Genomic DNA, 19370 nt, shown 5'->3' with positions numbered 1-19370 from the left:
AGCATCCTTGCTTCAGGTCAGCCGCTTAACGGCCGGCGCGGGATTCGCGAATGTAGAAACGCGCCTTCTCGGCCTTGCTCGCGCAACCTTCGAAACCTTCGAATTGCTGCTGGGTTTTGGCCGCCGTCAGCAACGACAACGCTTTGGAATAACTGACGGTGCCGGCAAAGCCTTCGGCCTTGGCCAGATCCAGCTCATGCCACGCCGTGTCGAGCTGGCTGCCGCAACTGTCGCGGTACGCAGTCTTGCCGGCGCAACCGGCCAATGCCAGGGCGATCAAGGGCACACAGATCCAGGCTTTCATCACTTACACCTCAAAAATAGGTCAACAGTCGTGCAGGTAAGACGGTTCGGCGGCGAAAAAGTGCCTTGTGCGGCCGTGATTCTGCGGTGGCGAAAAGGATAGCCCCGCGCGGCCATGAAGTATCGAAAAAACGACGCGACTGCGCCGCTGAGCGACCTCGGCGATTGAGCCGCTTGCCCGATGGGTGCATTGTGCAACCTTGTCGGGAGGAAGCTGGATGAAAAAGCGTGTCGCGCTGGTACTGGGCTCCGGTGGCGCCCGGGGCTATGCCCATATCGGAGTCATTGAAGAAATCGAAAAACGCGGTTACGAAATCGCCTGCATTGCCGGTTGTTCGATGGGCGCGGTGGTTGGCGGTATCTACGCCGCCGGCAAACTTGATGAATACCGCAACTGGATCGAAAGCCTCGACTACCTCGACGTGTTGCGCCTGGTCGATGTCAGCTTCCGCCTCGGCGCAATTCGCGGTGAAAAGGTCTTCGGGCAGATCCGCAAAATCGTCGGCGAGATCAATATCGAAGACCTGCGCATCCCCTACACCGCCGTCGCCGCCGACCTCACCAATCAACAGGAAATCTGGTTTCAGGAAGGCTGTCTGCACCAGGCCATGCGCGCTTCGGCGGCGATTCCCAGCCTGTTCACCCCGGTGATGCAAGGCAATCGCATGCTGGTCGATGGCGGCATTCTTAACCCGCTGCCGATCGTGCCGGTGGTGTCCAGCCACTGTGATTTGATCATCGCGGTCAATCTCAACTCGACCAACCAGCGGCATTACAAACTGCCGGTGATCCAGCGTCCGCCGGCGTTTCGTTCGCGTTTCGACAGTTTGATCAGTTCGTTGGGCTCGAAGATGCCGTTTCGTCGCACCCAGGCTGAACAGTTGTTGAAGCTGGAACAGGAAGCGTTGCGTGCGGAAGCGGCGGATATCAATCCGTGGCTGGAAGGCGCCGACCCCGATAATCAGCAACCGGCCGCCGCGCCTGAGCGTGAAGGCGCGCCGAAATCGGCGACGGGTTCGTTCATCATCGATAACGTCGGGCCGGCGTCATTGCTGGATCTGATCAACCAGAGTTTCGAGGTGATGCAGACTTCGTTGGCGCAGTACAAGATTGCCGGGTATCCACCGGATATTTTGATCAACGTGCCGAAGCGGGTTTGCCGGTTTTTCGAGTTTTACAAAGCGCCGGAATTGATCGCGCTGGGCAGGGAGATTGCGCGGGATACGATGGATCGGTATGAGAGTGAGCAACAGCAGTAAAGATCAAAAGATCGCAGCCTTCGGCAGCTCCTACAGGAGGACGCATTGCAATGTAGGAGCTGCCGAAGGCTGCGATCTTTTAGCTATCCCACAAACTCCATAAGCCGATACCCAACCCCCGCCTCCGTCACAATAAACCGTGGCCGCGTCGGATCATCCGCCAGTTTCTGCCGCAAATGCCCCACCACTATCCGCAGATAATGACTGTCCTCGGTGTGCGTCGGCCCCCAGATATCCTTGAGCAATTGCTGCTGGGTGATCACCCTTCCCGGATGCCGCGCCAGTTGCGCCAGCACCGCGTATTCCTTGCGAGTCAACGCCACTTCGACGCCGTCGAGCAGCACCCGCCGATAGGCCAGATCCACGGTCAGCGGGCCAAAACTCAGCGCCGCTTGTTGCGCCTCCCCCGCCGGCGCCTGACGCAACAACGCCCGCACCCGCGCAAGAAATTCCTGAATGCCGAACGGCTTGGTCACGTAGTCGTTGGCGCCGCCATCCAGTGCCTCGACTTTCTGCCCTTCGCTGGCACGCACCGACAGCACCAGCACTGGCGCCGTGGCCCATTCGCGAAACTCACGGAGCACTTGCTGGCCGTCCATGTCCGGCAGGCCGAGGTCGAGCACCAGCAAGTCCGGTTTATTCAGCGCCGCTTGCGCCAGGCCCTCGGCGCCGGTGCCAGCCTCGAGCACTTTGTAGCCTTGTGAGGCGAGGCTGATGCGCAGGAATTTGCGGATCTGCGGTTCGTCGTCGATGACCAAAATGGTCGCGGTCTGGCTCATGAATTCACATCAACACAAAAGATGGGCAAGAGAGTAGCGCAGTCGGCATCAGGCTTCATTGTCCACCCCCGGTTGCGCCTGCAACGGCAAGTGCAGGGTGATGCAAGTGCCGCGACCTTCGATGCCGTCAGCGACGGTGATTCGTCCGCCATGTGCACCGACCATGCCCTGACAGATTGCCAGGCCAAGACCGGTGCCCTGCCCGCCGCGATCACCGCGTGCGGCGGTGTAGAACATATCGAAAATCTTCGCGCGCTCGTCTTCGGGAATTCCCGGGCCTTCGTCACTGACCGAGAAGAAAATCTCGCTGTCATCGGCGCCGGCGCGTAATTCCAGACGACCGTGATTTGGCGAAAACCGTGCGGCGTTTTCCATCACGTTGACCAACGCCTGCTCGATCAGCGCAGCATGCACGAACAGCAACGGCAACTCGGCCGGCACCTCGGTGCTGACCTGCAACGGCGCCAGTACCGCGCGCAGACGATTGAGCGAACTGCCGACGATGTCCGCCGGCGACACCCAGTCCCGCGCCAGCTTCAACGCGCCGTGGCCGAGGCGGGTCATGTCGAGCAGATTCTGGATGTAGCGATCAAGACGCTCGGCTTCGTCGCGGGTGCCTTCAAGTAGCTCGCGACGATCCTCCAGCGGAATCGCTTCGCCGAGCGCCAACAGGCTGTCGATGCTGCCGCGCATGGCGGTCAGCGGCGTGCGCAAATCATGTGAAACCGAGGCCAGTAGCGCACTGCGCAATTGCTCGGTTTCGCCATGCAGGCGTGCAGCTTCGAGATCGTCGGCCAGTTGCGCGCGGGCCAGTGCCTGCGCCAGCGGCTGGCTCAATGCGGTCAGCAGACGTCGACGCTGACCGCTCAAGGTCTGGCCTTCTTTGGCGCAGACGCCGAGCAGCGCCAGCGGCCCATCCTCGACCGACAACGGCCACCACCACCAACGCCCGAATGGCAACGTGCCGGTGCCCATACCCGCCGGTTGATCGTGTTGCCAGGCCCAATCGGCGGCGGCGCGTTCGGCTTCGGTGAATTGCAGCGGCCCGCCGGTCTCGACTTTCCAGCCGCCCTGACCGTCGCGATTGAGCAGGCACAGTTGCAGATCGCTCCAGCCGTTGAGGTGTTGCGCGGCGGCGCTGACCACGGCTTGACGATCGGTTGCGGCAGTGAGTTTGCGCGACAGATCGAGCAGCTCGGTGGTCTCTTCCTGGGTGTCGCGCAACGCCTGCAATTGTCGACGCTGACGCGCCGCAAGGTTGCCGGTGAGCGCCGCCATCAACAGGAAAAACAGCAGGGTCAGCACGTCTTCTTCGCGCTGGATGCTGAAGGAAAAATTCGGCGGAATGAATAAAAAATCGTAGGTCAGAAACGACAGCGCGGCACAGGCCAGCGCCGGGCCGAGGCTGCTGCGCACCGCCACCACCAACACCGCCGCGAGGAACACCAGCGAGATGTTCGGCAGCGGCAACACACTCGACACCGCCCACGCCAAGGCACTGGCCAATAGCGTGGCGACCAATGCCAGCGCGTAATCGAACCACACCAGCGTCAGCGGATTGCGTTGGCGCGGTTGATGCTGTTGGTGATCGCTGTCGAGGACGTTGATTTCCAGACCGTGGGCCTGGCGCAGTAAACGCGTTGCGAGACCGCCACCGAACAGTCGACGACGCAAACGCGGTCGCGACTGGCCGACCAGCACCAGACTCGCGCGACGTTCGGCGGCATGCTGGATCAGGGTTTTCGCCACCTCACCGGCGCGCAACAAAACCACTTCACCGCCGAGGCGTTCGGCCAACTGCTGAGCGCTTTGTAGACGCAGCCGCGATTGTTCGTCGCGCACACTGCCGTTATCGACGTGCACCAGACTCCACGGCAAATGCCGACGCTGCGCGACACGGCTGGCGTGGCGCACAAGGCGTTCGGCCTGCGCGTCGCCATCGACTCCGACCAACAACCTGCCACGCACCGCCGGCGCGGCTTGACCGAGTTGGCGATAGCCTTGGGCGAGATCGTTATCGACTTGCGCGGCGGCGGTTTGCATCGCCAGTTCGCGCAATGCGGTGAGGTTGGTCTGGGTGAAAAACGCATCGATCGCCGCGCGCGCCTGTTCCGGCACATAGACCTTGCCTTCGCGCAGACGCTCGAGCAATTCGCGTGGCGGCAGGTCGATCAGCAGCAGTTCGTAAGCCTCTTGCAGCACCCAGTCCGGCAGGGTTTCGCGCACCTGCACACCGGTGATGCCGCGTACCTGATCGTTAAGACTTTCAAGGTGCTGGACGTTGACCGTGGTGAACACGTCGATGCCGGCGGCGAGCAATTCCTGAATGTCTTGCCAGCGTTTGTCGTGGCGACTGCCGGGGGCGTTGCTGTGGGCCAGTTCATCGACCAGCACCAGTTTCGGTCTGGCCGCGAGGATGCCGTCGAGATCCATTTCTTCGAGCATCACGCCACGGTATTCCGAGCGCAGCAGCGGTTGTTGCGGCAAGCCGCCAAGGAGCGCTTCGGTTTCGGCGCGGCCATGGGTTTCGACGACGCCGGCGAGGACTTTTACGCCCTGACGGAGTTGCGTGTGCGCGGCCTGAAGCATGGCGTAGGTTTTGCCGACGCCGGGGGCGGCGCCGAGGAAAACCTTGAGCCGGCCCCGGCCGTCGCGGGGCAGGTCTGCTAACAGTGCGTCGGCGCGGCCGGAGTCGCTCATGCTTGATGCTCTCTCTTGCTGATAGTGATGCGGTGACTGTGATGGCCTCTTCGCGAGCAAGCCCGCTCCCACATTTGGAACGCGTACCCCTGTGGGAGCGGGCTTGCTCGCGAATGGCCGCGCCGCCGATTCAGAGTTTTTCCAGTGCCATGTTCAGCTCCAGCACATTGACCACCGGCGGCCCCACCAGCGGCTGTTCGATGTGCGCATCGAGCAGTTGCTGCAAGGTCGCGACCGGCAGGTTGCGCGCTGCCGCGACTCGCGCCAGTTGATAGGCAATTGCCGCCGGTGGCAAGTGCGGATCGAGGCCGCTGCCGGAGGTGGTCAACAGCGCTAACGGCACCGGGCCCTGGCCGGGCACCTGCAATTTGTTGGCGTCGTCGATCACACGCGTGGCGAGTGCCGGGTTGCTCGGCGCGAGGTTGCTGGCGCTGCTGGACACGGTGGCGAAGGCGCCGGCGGAAGGACGTGGATGGAACCAGGCATCGCCGACGAAATCCTGAGCAATCAGGGACGAGCCGCGGACTTTGCCGGTGGCATCGTGGACGAGGCTGCCGTTGGCTTGCTCGGGGAAAGCGACCTGGGCGATGCCGGTGACCACCAGCGGGTAGGCGACACCGGTGACCAGAGTCATCAGCACCAGCAGGCTGAGGGCGGGACGTATCATTGTGGACATTTCAAAATCCTCGAATTCGTTGGGCAAACTTTTTGTGGGGTGTCAGGGGGATCGCTTCCCCCTCACCCCAGCCCTCTCCCCCAAGGGGGCGAGGGGGAAAGGGAGCCGATTTCTATGCTTTTCAAAACCTGAGTTCGACTCGATAGCTCAGGTCGGTGCAGCTCTCAATAACACCCTCAATCAGTCCCCTCTCCCTCCGGGAGAGGGCTAGGGTGAGGGGCTCTTCCAGCCTCAAACCAAATGCAACGCCGTGAGCAACATGTCGATCGCCTTGATCCCCACAAACGGCACCAGAATCCCGCCCAATCCATAGATCAACAGATTGCGCCGCAACAACGCCGCCGCACTCGCTGCCTGCACGCGCACACCGCGCAATGCCAGCGGAATCAGCACAACGATGATCAATGCGTTAAACACAATCGCCGAGAGAATCGCGCTCTGCGGGCTGGTCAACTGCATGATGTTCAGCACCCCCAGTTGCGGATAAATCGAGGCAAACAGCGCTGGCAGAATCGCGAAGTATTTGGCCACGTCGTTGGCGATGGAAAAGGTCGTCAGCGCACCACGGGTCACCAGCAATTCCTTGCCGATCTGCACCACGTCCAGCAGCTTGGTCGGGTCGCTGTCGAGATCGACCATGTTCGCCGCTTCACGCGCCGCTTGTGTGCCGTCGTTCATCGCCATACCAACGTCAGCCTGGGCCAGCGCCGGAGCATCGTTGGCGCCGTCGCCGCACATCGCAACCAGGCGACCGTCGTTTTGCTCGTGACGAATACGCGCGAGTTTTTTCTCTGGCGTGGCTTCGGCGAGCACATCATCCACACCTGCTTCAGCAGCAATCGCAGCAGCGGTCAGCGGGTTGTCGCCGGTGACCATCACCGTGCGAATCCCGAGTTTGCGCAGTTCGGCAAAACGCTCACGAATCCCCGGTTTGACCACGTCCTTGAGGTGGATCGCGCCGAGCAATTTGCCGTCCGCGCAAACCAGCAACGGCGTGCCACCGCTCTGCGCGATCTTGTCGATTTCCCGCGCCAGCGCCGGGGCCAGATCCGCGCGTTTCTGACCGAGGAAACTCAGCAGCGAATCCACTGCGCCTTTGCGATATACACGTCCCTGATAGTCGACGCCGGATAAACGCGTCTCGGCGCTGAACGGCACGCCCGTCAGGGTTTCCGGCGCCGGTTCAGCTTGCGGATGCAGACCGCGCAGGTACTCAACGATCGACTTGCCTTCAGCGGTGTCGTCGGCCAGCGAAGCAAACAGCGCACCCTCGGCCAACTCACGACCATTCACACCCGGCGCGGCATACACCGCGCTGCAGCGACGGTTACCGAAAGTGATGGTGCCGGTCTTGTCGAGCAGCAGCACGTGCACGTCGCCCGCCGCTTCTACCGCACGGCCAGACTTGGCGATCACATTGAGGCGCACCAGACGATCCATCCCGGCAATACCAATCGCCGACAGCAGACCACCAATGGTGGTCGGAATCAGTGTGACCAGCAGCGCCACCAGGAACACCAGCGGCAAGCTGCCATTGGCGAAATGGGCGAACGGTTGCAGCGTCACCACGACCAGCAAGAAGATCAACGTCAGGCCGATCAGCAGAATATCCAGCGCCACTTCGTTCGGAGTTTTCTGGCGTTTGGCGCCTTCGACCAAGGCGATCATGCGATCGAGGGTCGACTCGCCCGGGTTGACGGTGATCTTCACCAGCAACCAGTCGGACACTAGCCGCGTGTTGCCGGTGACGGCCGAACGGTCGCCGCCGGACTCGCGAATCACTGGCGCGGATTCACCGGTGATCGCTGCTTCGTTGACCGCCGCGATGCCTTCGATGACTTCGCCGTCACCGGGGATCATTTCCCCGGCTTCGACGCGCACCACATCGCCCTTGCGCAGACTTGCCGCAGGCACGACCTGAAAGCTGCCATTGGCTTGTTTGCGTCGAGCGCTGAGGCCTTCGCTGCCAGCCTTGAGACTGTCGGCGCGGGCCTTGCCGCGACCTTCGGCCAAGGCCTCGGCGAAGTTGGCGAACAGCACGGTGAACCACAGCCACAAGGCGATTTGTGCGGCGACGAAGGTCGGTACGTCGGCATCCGGGAGGAAGCACAGCACGGTGGTGAAAATCGCGGTCAGTTCGACCACCAGCATCACCGGCGAACGCTTCAACTGCCGAGGGTCGAGTTTGACGAAAGCTTGCACCAGCGCCGGACGCCACAGGGCCGAGATCGCGGTTTTCGCTTGTTCCGGCGCCTTAACGGCAGCGGGTTTGATTGCGGGCATATTCATCGATAAGTCCTCAGAAGCCCATGCTCAGATGTTCAGCGATTGGGCCCAAAGCCAGAGTCGGCAGGAAGGTCAGGCCGCCCACCAGCAAAATGGTCACGGTCAACAGGGTCACGAACAGCGGGCCGTGGGTCGGGAAGCTGTTCTGGCCGATCGGTGCGGTTTTCTTCATCGCCAGACTGCCGGCCAAGGCCAGAACCGGAAGGATGTAACCGAAGCGACCGATCAACATGCCCAGACCCAACATCAAGTTGTGGAACGGCGTGTTCGCGCTTAGGCCACCGAACGCCGAACCGTTGTTGGCACTCGCCGAGGTGTAGGCGTAGAGCAACTGGCTGAAACCGTGCGGGCCGGGGTTGCTGATGGTCGCCGCAGCACTGGGCACCGCTGCGGCAATCGCACCGAGCACCAGCACGCCGACCGGCATCACCAGCAAGGTCACCACCAGCAATTGCACTTCCCGCGCCTGGAGTTTTTTGCCGAGGTATTCCGGGGTTCGGCCGATCATCAAACCGGCGAGGAACACCGCGATCAGTACGTTGAGCAACATGCCGTAAAGCCCGGCACCGACGCCGCCGAAGATCACTTCGCCGACCATCATGTTGACCAGCGCGACCATGCCGCTGAGCGGGTTGAGGCTGTCGTGCATGCCGTTGACCGAACCGTTCGACGCGGCCGTGGTGGTCACCGACCAGAGCACGGTGGCGGTGGTGCCGAAACGTGCTTCCTTGCCTTCCAGCGGCGCGGTCTGTTCGACGGCGGCGTTGTTCAGGGTCGGGTTCGGTTGGTACTCGGCCCACAACGAGGTCGCGCCGCCGATCAGGAACAGCGCCAGCATGCAGGCGATGATCGCGCGGCTCTGACGCAGGTCTTTGACGTAATGACCGAAGGTGAACACCAGCGCCACCGGGATCAGAATGATCGAGGTGACTTCGAACAGGTTGCTCCACGCGGTCGGGTTCTCGAACGGATGCGCCGAGTTGACACCGAAGAAGCCACCACCGTTGGTGCCCAATTGCTTGATCGCAATCTGGCTGGCCGCAGGGCCGAGCGGGATCACTTGATCAACGCCCTGCATCGTTACCGCATGCACATACTGCGCGAAGGTTTGCGGCACGCCTTGCCAGACAAGATACAGCGCCAGCAGCAAGCACAGCGGCAGCAAGCCGTAGAGGGTGGCGCGAGTCATGTCGACCCAGAAGTTGCCGAGGGTTTTCGTCGATTTTCGCCCAATGCCACGGCACAGCGCGACCAGTACGGCGAGGCCGGTGGCGGCGCTGACGAAGTTCTGCACGGTGAGGCCGACCATCTGGCTCAGGTAGCTGAGGGTCGCTTCGCCGCTGTAGGACTGCCAGTTGGTGTTGGTCATGAAACTGATCGCGGTGTTGAACGCCTGCGTCCATTCCTGGCCCGGCAGGTTCTGCGGGTTCAGCGGCAAGTGATCCTGGAACAACAGAATCGCGAACAGCAGCAGGAAACCGGCAAGGTTGAACGCCAGCAGCGCCAGGGTGTACTTCTGCCAGCTCTGTTCAGCCTCGGGATCGACACCGGAGATGCGATAGCAACCGCGCTCGACCGGGCCAAGAATCGGCGTCAGCCAGGTGCGCTGACCTTCCATCACTTTGTAGTAGAAGCGCCCGAGGAACGGCGCCGGCAGCAGGACCAACGCAAAAAACGCGAGGATCAGCCAATAGTCATAACTGTGCATAGCCGCTCCTAGTTCCGATCCGCGCGCAACAGCGCAACCAACAGATAAATGAACAGCCCCACTGCCAGTAGCAGTGACACCCCGTCCAGAACGCTCATGGAAGATCTCCGTGTTACGGCGTATTGCCGCGTGTGGGGTAATTGTCGGAAAGGAGGCTGTAAAGGAACGAGACCGAGGGGGTTGGCTGGGCATAAAGAAAGCGTAAAGAGTGTGTTTATGCGGGCTTTACGGAGATTTTCTGGCGTTTGCACAGGCCCCATCGCGAGCAGGCTCACTCCTACAGTTGGAATGCGTTCCCCTGTAGGAGTGAGCCTGCTCGCGATAGCGTCAAAACAGGCACCACTGCACCCAACTGGCGCACAGAAAACACTCATCCAACAGCCAACATCCCCGATACGACCCCATTCAACTTATTACGACTTGTTTCACCACAATGGCACGCCCACTGCACGCGCCCTCTCCCGAGCTTTCCAAACCGTTCAGGGAGCAAGCGCATGAACACACAACTCAAACCCACGCTGGGCACGTTGCACCTGTGGGGCATCGCCGTCGGCCTGGTGATTTCCGGGGAATATTTCGGCTGGAGTTACGGCTGGGGCGTCGCTGGCACGCTGGGCTTTCTGGTGACTTCGTTCATGGTCGCGACCATGTACACCTGCTTTATCTTCAGCTTCACCGAACTGACCACCGCGATTCCTCATGCGGGCGGGCCGTTTGCCTACAGCCGTCGCGCCTTCGGCGAGAAAGGTGGGCTGATCGCAGGGTTGGCGACGCTGATCGAATTCGTCTTCGCGCCACCGGCGATTGCGCTGGCGATTGGCGCTTATCTGAATGTGCAGTTTCCGGCGCTCGACCCAAAACACGCAGCGGTCGGCGCGTATATCGTCTTTATGGGCTTGAACATCCTCGGGGTGAAACTGGCGGCGACGTTTGAACTGATCGTCTGCGTATTGGCTGTTGCCGAGTTGCTGGTATTCATGGGCGTGGTCGCGCCGGCCTTCAGCTTCAGCAACTTCGCTCTGAATGGCTGGGCCGGTTCCGACGTATTCGGCGCACCCGCGATTGCCGGGATGTTCGCGGCGATTCCCTTTGCGATCTGGTTTTTCCTCGCCATCGAAGGCGCGGCGATGGCTGCCGAAGAAGCCAAGGATCCGAAACGCACGATTCCCAAGGCCTATATCAGCGGCATTCTCACTCTGGTTTTATTGGCGATGGGCGTGATGTTCTTTGCTGGCGGCGTCGGTGACTGGCGCACCTTGGCCAACATCAACGATCCACTGCCGCAAGCCATGAAAACCGTGGTCGGCGACAATTCGGGCTGGCTGCACATGTTGGTCTGGATCGGCCTGTTCGGGCTGGTGGCGAGTTTCCACGGGATCATCCTCGGCTACTCGCGGCAGTTCTTCGCACTCGCCCGCGCCGGCTACCTGCCCGCTTCGCTGGCAAAACTCTCGCGCTTCCAGACGCCGCACCGCGCGATCATTGTCGGCGGCATCATCGGCATCGCCGCCATCTACAGCGACGGCCTGATCAACCTCGGCGGCATGACCCTCACCGCCGCGATGATCACCATGGCCGTATTCGGCGCGATCGTCATGTACATCATGAGCATGCTCAGCCTGTTCAAACTGCGCAAATCGGAGCCGAACCTGGAGCGTACTTTCCGCGCGCCGTGCTATCCGCTGATCCCGATGATCGCGCTGGTATTGGCGGTGGTGTGCCTGGTGGCGATGGCGTGGTTCAACGCCTTGATCGGGCTGATTTTCCTCGGCTTCATGGCCGTGGGTTTTGGCTACTTTTTGCTGACCGGGCAGTTACGCGCCAATGCGCCGGCCGACGCCATGCTCACGGGCCAATAAGTCCCCTGTAGGAGCTGCGGCACGCTGCGATCTTTTGCCTTTGCTTGTTAAAAACACAAGATCAACAGATCGCAGCCTTCGGCAGCTCCTACAGGGAATTAAGGTGCTGCAGGGATATCAGGCCTAGAATGGAACCACTGCGAAGTCACTTCGCTCAAAAGTGGTAAGCAGCGTCGCACGGCGAAATCCTCGTCGATCGATCTGCTATTAAGGAGAGCCGTTATGCCCTGGTATGCCTGGTTGATTCTGGTCGTTGCAATCGGCTCGATCGTTGGCGGTTTGATGATGTTGCGAGACACCGCCAACAAGGTCGAACTGACCGATGAAGAACGCAAACGCGTGGCTGCACGCAACGCCGAAGCGGACGCCAAAGAAGCGCAAGACCGCTGAACCAGACCCCGCCAAATCGGCGGGGTTTGTGTTTTTTATACGCTTTGGACTTATCTGCATGCTTTTTAGAAGTAGAAGTACAGTCACCATTTAATTTTGTGTGGTTAAGATGGGGGCATTGTTGCGGAGAGAGTTTCAGATGCGTTACTCGCACGAACCATAAAGCCCAGACCCATCAGCGCATCATCAAGGAGGCCTCGGCACGATTTCGCAAGGACGGAATCGGCGCCACAGGCTTGCAACCCTTGATGAAGGCACTGGGGTTGACCCACGGTGGCTTCTACTCGCACTTCAAATCCAAGGACGAATTGGTGGAGAAGGCCCTGCAAGAAGCCGGCGCACAACTCGACGCGCACTGCGCGATGTTGTTTTCTGAAGAGCAACCTCTGGAAGCCTTCATCGACAGTTACCTGTCCGAATGGCACTACACCTCGCCCCATGAAGGCTGCCCGTTACCGACCATGTCTTCGGAGCTCGGTTTGCGCGGACAGCCAAGCCCGACCACCGACGCTGTGCTTAATGCGCGACTCGAGCAAGTGCAGAACACGCTCGAGGGCGAAACGGCCGCCGACCGCAGCATCGTGATCATGGCTACCCTGCTGGGGGCCCTGGTGTTGGCGCGTAGTGTCGAAGATCCTGAGCTGGCCCAGCGCATCCTCGGCGTTACGCGCGCGCATCTGAAAAATCAGCAGGACTAGTCTTTCCAGCGTTTGAACAACACGCTGGCATTGACGCCGCCAAAGCCGAAGCCGTTGGACAACGCATATTCGATTGGTATTGAACGTGCCTCACCATGCACGATGTCGACACCTTCGCTCGCCGGATCGGGGTTGTCGAAGTTGAGTGTCGGTGGCACCACCTGATCACGGATTGCCAGCAACGTAAAGATTGCCTCCAGGCCGCCTGCCGCACCGAGTAGATGTCCGGTTGCCGATTTGGTCGAGGTCACGGCGATTTTGTTTTCTGCGCCGAACACACTCTTGATCGCCGCCAACTCGCCTAGATCCCCGACTGGCGTTGAAGTGGCGTGGGCGTTGAGATGCTGCACATCAGAGGCTTTAATGCCGGCCTGAGCCAGTGCCAGCTCCATCGCCCGTCGCGCACCGCTGCCATCTTCAGGCCCGGCAGTCAGGTGATAAGCGTCAGCGCTGGTACCGTAGCCAACCAATTCAGCCAAGGGTTGAGCGCCACGCGCAAGGGCATGCTCGAGTGACTCAATGACCAGCAACCCGGCGCCCTCGCCCATCACGAAACCGTCGCGACCGCTGTCGAAAGGACGCGAAGCACGTTCCGGCGTGTCGTTGTAACCGCTGGACAGGGCTCGGGCTGCCGCAAAACCAGCGAGGCTGACCCGATCAATCGCCGCCTCCGCCCCGCCGCACACAGCAATGTCCGCTTCGCCCGCACGAATCATGCGCGCCGCATCGCCGATTGCCTGAACACCAGCAGCACATGCCGTGACCGGTGCGCCCAACGGGCCTTTCAAACCATGCTGGATCGATACATGACCAGCGGCCAGATTCACCAGAAATGACGGAATGGTGAACGGTGACAACCGTCGCGGGCCACGACTGTCCGTGGTGCGCACTGCATCGGCGATCGCACCGAAACCACCTACGCCGGATCCGATGATCGTCGCCGTACGCTCCTGACCCGCAGCGTCGGTCGGATGCCATCCTGCCTGCTCCAACGCCTGCCGCGCTGCCTCCATGGCGAACAGAATGAAGCGATCCATCTTCTTCTGTTCTTTCGGCGGCGTGGCGCGATCGGGATCGAAACCGCCTTCGGCGTCCTCCGCCAGCGTTGGCACTATGCCGCCGACGCGGGTGGGCAAATCAGCGCTCACCGCTTCCGGTAGAGTGCGCAAACCAGATCGCGCGCCCAGTAACCGCTGCCAAACGACTTCGACATCACTGCCCAAAGGCGAAACCAGACCCATCCCGGTAACTACAATTCGACGCTGATTCATACCGCAGTTACCTCTGATCAGTTTTTGTAGCGTTGGGCCGCCGAACTGCGCGACAGATTCGGAGCCATGACATGCCGGGCACGCACAAAGGCCTGCCATTCACCTTCGTCAGGCAGCGACGGGATAGTGATCAACTCGCCTTGATCCAGACCAGCCAGCGCCGCATCGACCATTTCACCGCCCTCCATCACCATCTCCGCCGGAATGCCAGTGGCATCGATGCCCGAGCGCTCCCAGATTTCGGTGCGGGTAACGCCGGGTAATACCGCTTGTACCTTGACGCCGGTGCCTTCGAGCTCCGTATTCAGCGATTGAGTCAGGCTTAGAACATAAGCCTTGCTGGCGCTGTAGGTCGCGTTGAAACGCTCCGGAAACAGCGCCACCACCGAGGCAATGTTGATGATCGTGCCGCGACCGGCCTTCGTAAAACTGGCGGCAGCCGCCGAAGCCAGAAGGGTCACGGCGGTGACATTCAACTGAATCAGGCGCTCCAGTTGCTCAGCATCGGAATTGGCCAGCAGACCATCGGCCGCCACCCCGGCGTTGTTCACCAACAGGCTGATGCTCGAGTCACTGCGCAAACGCTGCTGGAGTTTCAGCAGATCGTCCTTTTGCGTCAGATCGGCCTTGAGCACTTCGACCTGAACCCCATGGGCCTCGCGCAACTGGCTCGCGGCGCTTTCCAGACGCTTCTGATCACGGGCGACCAACACTAAATCAAAACCACGCGCTGCCAGCCGCTGCGCGTAAATGGCACCTATCCCGGACGAAGCACCGGTGACGACGGCTGTACCTTGAGACTGAACTGAACTCATTAGGGCGCTCCTGAAACACATTGGGATATGGGCCTCCAATGCTCACTGACCTGGAGGTGACGGAAATTATTATAGGCATAATCCAAAAATAATATGATACCAATAATTTTCAGCTTGCCGATAAACGCAACCAGGCTCCCTTTGCCAAATCTCTGCGCCAGAAAACAGAAAGGCCGGTCAATGACCGGCCCCTTGGCGTTGAATAATCAGGTTAGTTCACTTCCAGCTTCTCGCGATTGCGATCCAGGATCGCCTTGCCAATACCCTTCACTTCCAGCAACTCATCGATAGAGGCAAAAGCTGCCCGTTTGTTTCACGATATGCAACAATCGCTTTGGCCTTTGCCTCACCCACACCAAAGAGTTCTTTCTGTAGCGTTGCCGCATCACTGCTATTGAGATCAACCTTGGCAGTCTGGGATGCAGGTGTGGCGTGGATGGCCAATGGCGCCTTGACGGGTTCTGGCGCGATTGCCGGCGCAGCGATTGCAGCGATCGAGGCGCTGGCTAAAAAGGCAAAGACCAGAGAGTAGAGATAACCGTTACGCATAAGTGACGCTCCATGACATCGTTATAGAAAAGCAACATTCCGAATGCTGCCTCCCAAACTTAGGCGATGAATCCGAAGTGTCAAAGGTGTGTACGTTACGAGATATTTTAACTTCCGCATAAAACTAAAAATTGATTTTATGCAACTCCTATTATTGAAAAAGATATTTCAGGCATGGGAATTCCGTTAACCGATTCTTCACGATTTTTCATGCGGCACAAGGTCAAACAGATCACGGATGACGCATTGCACGGTGCCCGACACCTGATATTCACAAAGTATTTCATCTCGATAATCCGCAGCCAATGTGGGACACTCCTGCACCAATTCGGCTGCTTTTTCGCCCTGCAAAAGGCGGACTGAAGCACTTCACGCAAAAAAACTGCAATCCCTGGACACGAAGCCCTAAACGGGAATGTCCTTTGACTATCGGATGATGTACGTCATGGCTAACGCTCCTATCCTGATAACTGGTGGTGCCGGATTCATCGGCTCGCACCTGACAGATGCATTGCTTGAAAAAGGCTACAGCGTTCGGATTCTGGATGATTTTTCGACCGGCAAGCGCACTAATCTGCCTACCCAGGATGCCCGACTTGAAATCATAGAGGGTAATATCGCCGATGCCGAAACCGTATCGAAGGCGATGAAAGGCTGCCACGCTGTGGTTCATCTGGCGGCGGTGGCATCTGTTCAAGCCTCGGTCGACGACCCTGAAAAAACGCACCAGAGCAATTTCATTGGCACGCTCAATGTTTGTGAAAGCATGAGCAAGCTGGGCATCAAGCGTGTTGTTTTTGCTTCCAGTGCGGCGGTATACGGCAACAATGGTGAAGGCGAGGCTATTGACGAGGAAACACCTAAAGCCCCTCTGACGCCTTATGCCTCAGACAAACTTTCGAGTGAGTACTACTTCGACTTTTATCGCCGGCAGCATGGTCTCGAACCCGTAATTTTCCGGTTTTTTAATATATTCGGCCCTCGTCAAGATCCTTCTTCGCCCTATTCCGGCGTGATCAGTATCTTCAGTGAAAGGGCAAAAAAGGATTTACCAATCACCGTATTCGGTGATGGCGAACAAACACGAGACTTCGTTTATGTGGGCGACCTGGTGAAGGTACTGGTTCAGGCCGTTGAAATTCAGGCGTTCGAAGCTACCGCGATGAACGTCGGCCTTAGCCAAGCCACCACCTTGAACAAGATAATGGAAACACTCTCGGCGATTCTGCAAAAGCCACTGCAGGTCAGCTACACAAGCGGACGTCCAGGTGACATCAGACACTCAAGAGCCAACAATCGCCGGCTGTTGACACACTTTGATTTTCCTCAAGCCACCACGTTGATGGTCGGTCTGACCCACTTGCTCGAAGAGTGAGTCATCACGCCAGCCCTGCTTTTACAGCGTAATGACCGCACAAGAAAACGCCCCATTTCACAATAGGGCGTTTTTTTACCAGTACGTGCAACCTGACTCCGAAGCCTTGCTCAAGGCTCCAGCCGCCGCTGCTGGTAAATCCAGTCGACGATTTCTCCGTCCGGGCTGTACCCGCACACGGTTTCACGCAGCAATTTTCTGACCCGTGAATAGTCATCACTATCGACCGCTGCGAGCAGCGCCGCAATTCTTGCCTTCAAAACATCCCAAGGCAGAAAATCCTCATTTGCGCTCATGATCATCGGGTGCTGGGTCTCAACGACGTTATCCCCAATCAACAACTCTTCGTAGAGTTTCTCACCTGGACGCAGTCCAGTGAATTCGATGGCAATATCGCCTTGCAGGTTACGCTCGGATCGAACACTCAACCCGGAAAGATGGATCATCTTTTCAGCCAGCTCGACTATTTTTACCGGCTCCCCCATATCAAGAACAAATACATCGCCGCCCTGCCCCATTGAGCCTGCCTGGATGACAAGTTGAGCAGCCTCGGGAATGGTCATGAAATATCGAGTGATCTTCGGATGCGTTACGGTCAATGCTGCGCCCGGATTTGATCTGCCGGTAAAACAAAGGGATCACCGAACCGGAAGAACCAAGCACATTCCCGAAGCGAACCATCGTGAAACGGGTCTTGTTCACGCGCGATACTTTAGCTGTATCCCCAACAAGAACCGGTGCCTGTTCTCGACTCAGCGCCTGCAATATCAATTCAGCGAATCGTTTGGTGCCGCCCATGATATTCGTCGGGCGAACGGCCTTATCCGTGGAAATCAATACAAAATTCGCAACGCCTGCTTGAAGTGCTGCCTGAGAGGTGTTGAGGGTGCCGATAATATTATTGAGAACACCTTCGGCGATATTGTGTTCGACCATGGGTACATGTTTATAAGCGGCCGCATGATAAACCGTATCAACCCGCCAGGTTTTCATCACATCGAGCAGCTTACCTTGATCTCGAATCGAACCAAGAATTGGCAGAAGGCGCACTGAAATGGATTTTCGGCATGCCCGCTGCTCTAGCTCGGACAAAATATTGTAAAGACTGAATTCACTATGGTCGAACAACAGGAGCGTTCTGGCACCGAGTGAAAAAATCTGTCGACACAGTTCCGAACCTATCGACCCGCCTGCTCCCGTGACAAGCACGACTTTTCCTGTGATGCAGCGTGCCAGAAGCTCAGGTTGTGCCGGTACAGCATCGCGCCCAAGCAGGTCGGCAATATCGACTTCCTGAATGTCATCGACTTTGACCCGGCCACTGGCAAGATCCGTGAAGTTCGGAACACTGCGGACATGTAAAGGAAAGCCTTCCAGTACATTGAGGATTTCGCGACGCCTGGCCCGGGTGGACGATGGAAGCGCCAAGAGAATTTCCTGAGCGCCTGTCGTGTCGATCATCTGCTGTATGTGTTTGGGTTTGTATACCTGAAGTCCGGATATCGATCTGTCAGCAATGCTCGGATCGTCATCGATAAACGCAACAGGCCTCATGACTCTGCCCATTCTGAGAGCAGCCACCAGTTGGTTTCCCGCAACACCAGCGCCGTAAATCGCTACTTTGGTCAAGGCATCATTAGGACTGGCAAACGGCACATGCTGAGCCGCGGTAAACCAATCTCCCATGAAATATTGGCGCAAGAAAAGGCGCAACCCGCCAATGATCACCAGACTCAACCACCAGTAGTTGAAAATTATTGATCTCGGGACCACGGCCTCATGATTGCTGTACCAGTAGAGAACGACAGCAAGCAGCAACGACGACAGGCTGACAGCCTTAATAATGGCAATCAGGGCATCATTACCAAAATAGCGCATGACCGCCCGGTACATTCCAAACCGAACGAACAACGGGATGGCAATGACCGGGGCACAGACAAACAGCCAGACATGGACCTTTATCGGATTGTACATATCGTCAATACCGAGTCTGACGATAAAGGCCAGCCATAGCGCCAACCAGACCAGTCCGGCATCGGTTGCGACTTGTAAAAGTCTCTTGTGCCGACGCGGCAATCCAAGCAACAAAGTCCGAATTTTATCCATAAATACTCAACTGTTCAGATCCGGCTCCCTTGAACGGGAGACCTTTCCAGCGTACGAAAATCAATCTGTCCCGCTTTCATCGAAAGATCATAATCCACCCGGAGCCATTCAGGGGTCACACATGCCAAAAAAGCGTCCAGCCCGGCGCCTCGTGACATTGACTGAGGTCTGCAGGCGCCTGATGCAGGTCAGATTGGCTTGCGATGATGCTCGATTATTCGACCGGTGAGATCTTCCTTCTGATTGATTACTCCCCTTCACAGTTGGCAATCACGGATCGGAAAAACCCGAGGCGTATGGTACATTAGCCGGCAAATACACCTCGCTCGCCAATGCCTGTTGAGAGTCCATCCAGTTGGTGATCGAAGCTTTTCATTCCATAGCCGATTTCAGAACACATGATGGTCGAGATTGCTTATTTATGAAACTGCGGGACCTTTCCACCACCGGTTACCTCTGACACTGGCAAAAACCGCATTGATTGCAGATGTCATATCGACCGCCATGGCTTAGCCTTTCGGTCTTAGGGGTACGCAGTCTTCAACGATTGATGGCTTTCACCCGACGAGCTGTGATCCAAACAAAAACCGTGTCAA

13 protein-coding genes and 3 pseudogenes are annotated in these 19370 nt (G+C 58.4%); 5 read left to right on the top strand and 11 right to left on the bottom strand.

Going from position 1 to position 19370, the window contains the following annotated elements; translation table 11 throughout:
* Positions 1–25 precede the first annotated feature (25 nt).
* The gene (locus ACZZ0D_RS05095) at positions 26–304 is read right to left on the bottom strand and encodes a hypothetical protein (protein WP_053122404.1); all 279 of its coding nucleotides are present in this window, start codon (positions 302–304) and stop codon (positions 26–28) included.
* Positions 305–521: 217 nt separating this feature from the next.
* Here ACZZ0D_RS05095 and ACZZ0D_RS05090 point away from each other — a divergent pair, with 217 nt between their 5' ends.
* Complete coding sequence (locus tag ACZZ0D_RS05090; protein ID WP_159811562.1) at positions 522–1562, top strand: patatin-like phospholipase family protein; 1041 nt, start codon at positions 522–524, stop codon at positions 1560–1562.
* 83 nt (positions 1563–1645) lie between these two features.
* Here the strand turns inward: ACZZ0D_RS05090 and ACZZ0D_RS05085 are convergent, their stop codons facing one another.
* The 6 genes from ACZZ0D_RS05085 to kdpF all read right to left on the bottom strand — a co-directional run bounded on the left by ACZZ0D_RS05085 (position 1646) and on the right by kdpF (position 9809).
* A complete protein-coding gene (locus tag ACZZ0D_RS05085) occupies positions 1646–2341 on the bottom strand; it encodes a response regulator (RefSeq protein ID WP_053122408.1) in 696 nt (231 codons plus the stop codon).
* Between the two features lie 48 nt (positions 2342–2389).
* Positions 2390–5041: a DUF4118 domain-containing protein gene (locus tag ACZZ0D_RS05080; protein WP_463552598.1), complete on the bottom strand. Its 2652-nt coding sequence runs from the start codon at positions 5039–5041 to the stop codon at positions 2390–2392.
* A 130-nt stretch (positions 5042–5171) separates the two neighbouring features.
* Positions 5172–5717: a potassium-transporting ATPase subunit KdpC gene (kdpC, locus tag ACZZ0D_RS05075; protein ID WP_401241543.1), complete on the bottom strand. Its 546-nt coding sequence runs from the start codon at positions 5715–5717 to the stop codon at positions 5172–5174.
* Positions 5718–5948: 231 nt separating this feature from the next.
* On the bottom strand, positions 5949–8006 hold the full coding sequence (gene kdpB / locus ACZZ0D_RS05070; protein WP_212543727.1) for a potassium-transporting ATPase subunit KdpB: 2058 nt from the start codon (positions 8004–8006) through the stop codon (positions 5949–5951).
* A gap of 10 nt (positions 8007–8016) precedes the next feature.
* Positions 8017–9711 (bottom strand): potassium-transporting ATPase subunit KdpA, encoded by a 1695-nt coding sequence (kdpA, locus tag ACZZ0D_RS05065; protein WP_159811558.1) that lies wholly within the window; start codon positions 9709–9711, stop codon positions 8017–8019.
* An 8-nt stretch (positions 9712–9719) separates the two neighbouring features.
* The gene (gene kdpF, locus ACZZ0D_RS05060; protein ID WP_007899818.1) at positions 9720–9809 is read right to left on the bottom strand and encodes a K(+)-transporting ATPase subunit F; all 90 of its coding nucleotides are present in this window, start codon (positions 9807–9809) and stop codon (positions 9720–9722) included.
* Between the two features lie 396 nt (positions 9810–10205).
* On the opposite strand from kdpF, the gene eat reads away from it, so the two are divergent.
* The 3 genes and pseudogenes from eat to ACZZ0D_RS05045 all read left to right on the top strand — a co-directional run bounded on the left by eat (position 10206) and on the right by ACZZ0D_RS05045 (position 12658).
* Positions 10206–11570, top strand: coding sequence for an ethanolamine permease (gene eat, locus ACZZ0D_RS05055; protein WP_053122419.1), 1365 nt, complete (start codon positions 10206–10208; stop codon positions 11568–11570).
* A 222-nt stretch (positions 11571–11792) separates the two neighbouring features.
* Positions 11793–11960, top strand: coding sequence for a DUF2897 family protein (locus tag ACZZ0D_RS05050; RefSeq protein WP_080896048.1), 168 nt, complete (start codon positions 11793–11795; stop codon positions 11958–11960).
* A 139-nt stretch (positions 11961–12099) separates the two neighbouring features.
* Positions 12100–12658 (top strand): annotated as a pseudogene (locus ACZZ0D_RS05045) (TetR/AcrR family transcriptional regulator).
* On the opposite strand, the gene fabF reads toward ACZZ0D_RS05045, so the two are convergent.
* The 3 genes and pseudogenes from fabF to ACZZ0D_RS05030 form a co-directional block, all read right to left on the bottom strand.
* A complete protein-coding gene (gene fabF / locus ACZZ0D_RS05040) occupies positions 12655–13929 on the bottom strand; it encodes a beta-ketoacyl-ACP synthase II (RefSeq protein ID WP_463552597.1) in 1275 nt (424 codons plus the stop codon). The pseudogene ACZZ0D_RS05045 and the gene fabF overlap by 4 nt on opposite strands.
* Before the next feature lie 17 nt (positions 13930–13946).
* On the bottom strand, positions 13947–14744 hold the full coding sequence (locus tag ACZZ0D_RS05035; protein WP_463552596.1) for an SDR family NAD(P)-dependent oxidoreductase: 798 nt from the start codon (positions 14742–14744) through the stop codon (positions 13947–13949).
* 211 nt (positions 14745–14955) lie between these two features.
* A pseudogene (locus ACZZ0D_RS05030) lies at positions 14956–15293 on the bottom strand (ComEA family DNA-binding protein).
* A 445-nt stretch (positions 15294–15738) separates the two neighbouring features.
* On the opposite strand from ACZZ0D_RS05030, the gene ACZZ0D_RS05025 reads away from it, so the two are divergent.
* Positions 15739–16668 carry an NAD-dependent epimerase/dehydratase family protein gene (locus ACZZ0D_RS05025; RefSeq protein ID WP_463552595.1) on the top strand — a complete coding sequence of 310 codons (930 nt, stop codon included), beginning with the start codon at positions 15739–15741 and terminating at the stop codon, positions 16666–16668.
* A gap of 110 nt (positions 16669–16778) precedes the next feature.
* On the opposite strand, the pseudogene ACZZ0D_RS05020 reads toward ACZZ0D_RS05025, so the two are convergent.
* Positions 16779–18774, bottom strand: a pseudogene (locus ACZZ0D_RS05020) (polysaccharide biosynthesis protein).
* Between the last annotated feature and the right edge of the window lie 596 nt (positions 18775–19370).

The organism is Pseudomonas sp. AC193 (assembly GCF_979258075.1).
This window is presented reverse-complemented; position numbering and strand designations above follow the sequence as displayed.

Excerpts from the sequence above, each read along its gene's own strand:
- ACZZ0D_RS05095 (WP_053122404.1), bottom strand. The coding sequence starts at position 304 with ATGAAAGCCTGGATCTGTGTGCCCTTGATCGCCCTGGCATTGGCCGGT.
- ACZZ0D_RS05090 (WP_159811562.1), top strand. The coding sequence starts at position 522 with ATGAAAAAGCGTGTCGCGCTGGTACTGGGCTCCGGTGGCGCCCGGGGC.
- ACZZ0D_RS05085 (WP_053122408.1), bottom strand. The coding sequence starts at position 2,341 with ATGAGCCAGACCGCGACCATTTTGGTCATCGACGACGAACCGCAGATC.
- ACZZ0D_RS05080 (WP_463552598.1), bottom strand. The coding sequence starts at position 5,041 with ATGAGCGACTCCGGCCGCGCCGACGCACTGTTAGCAGACCTGCCCCGC.
- kdpC (WP_401241543.1), bottom strand. The coding sequence starts at position 5,717 with ATGTCCACAATGATACGTCCCGCCCTCAGCCTGCTGGTGCTGATGACT.
- kdpB (WP_212543727.1), bottom strand. The coding sequence starts at position 8,006 with ATGAATATGCCCGCAATCAAACCCGCTGCCGTTAAGGCGCCGGAACAA.
- kdpA (WP_159811558.1), bottom strand. The coding sequence starts at position 9,711 with ATGCACAGTTATGACTATTGGCTGATCCTCGCGTTTTTTGCGTTGGTC.
- kdpF (WP_007899818.1), bottom strand. The coding sequence starts at position 9,809 with ATGAGCGTTCTGGACGGGGTGTCACTGCTACTGGCAGTGGGGCTGTTC.
- eat (WP_053122419.1), top strand. The coding sequence starts at position 10,206 with ATGAACACACAACTCAAACCCACGCTGGGCACGTTGCACCTGTGGGGC.
- ACZZ0D_RS05050 (WP_080896048.1), top strand. The coding sequence starts at position 11,793 with ATGCCCTGGTATGCCTGGTTGATTCTGGTCGTTGCAATCGGCTCGATC.
- fabF (WP_463552597.1), bottom strand. The coding sequence starts at position 13,929 with ATGAATCAGCGTCGAATTGTAGTTACCGGGATGGGTCTGGTTTCGCCT.
- ACZZ0D_RS05035 (WP_463552596.1), bottom strand. The coding sequence starts at position 14,744 with ATGAGTTCAGTTCAGTCTCAAGGTACAGCCGTCGTCACCGGTGCTTCG.
- ACZZ0D_RS05025 (WP_463552595.1), top strand. The coding sequence starts at position 15,739 with ATGGCTAACGCTCCTATCCTGATAACTGGTGGTGCCGGATTCATCGGC.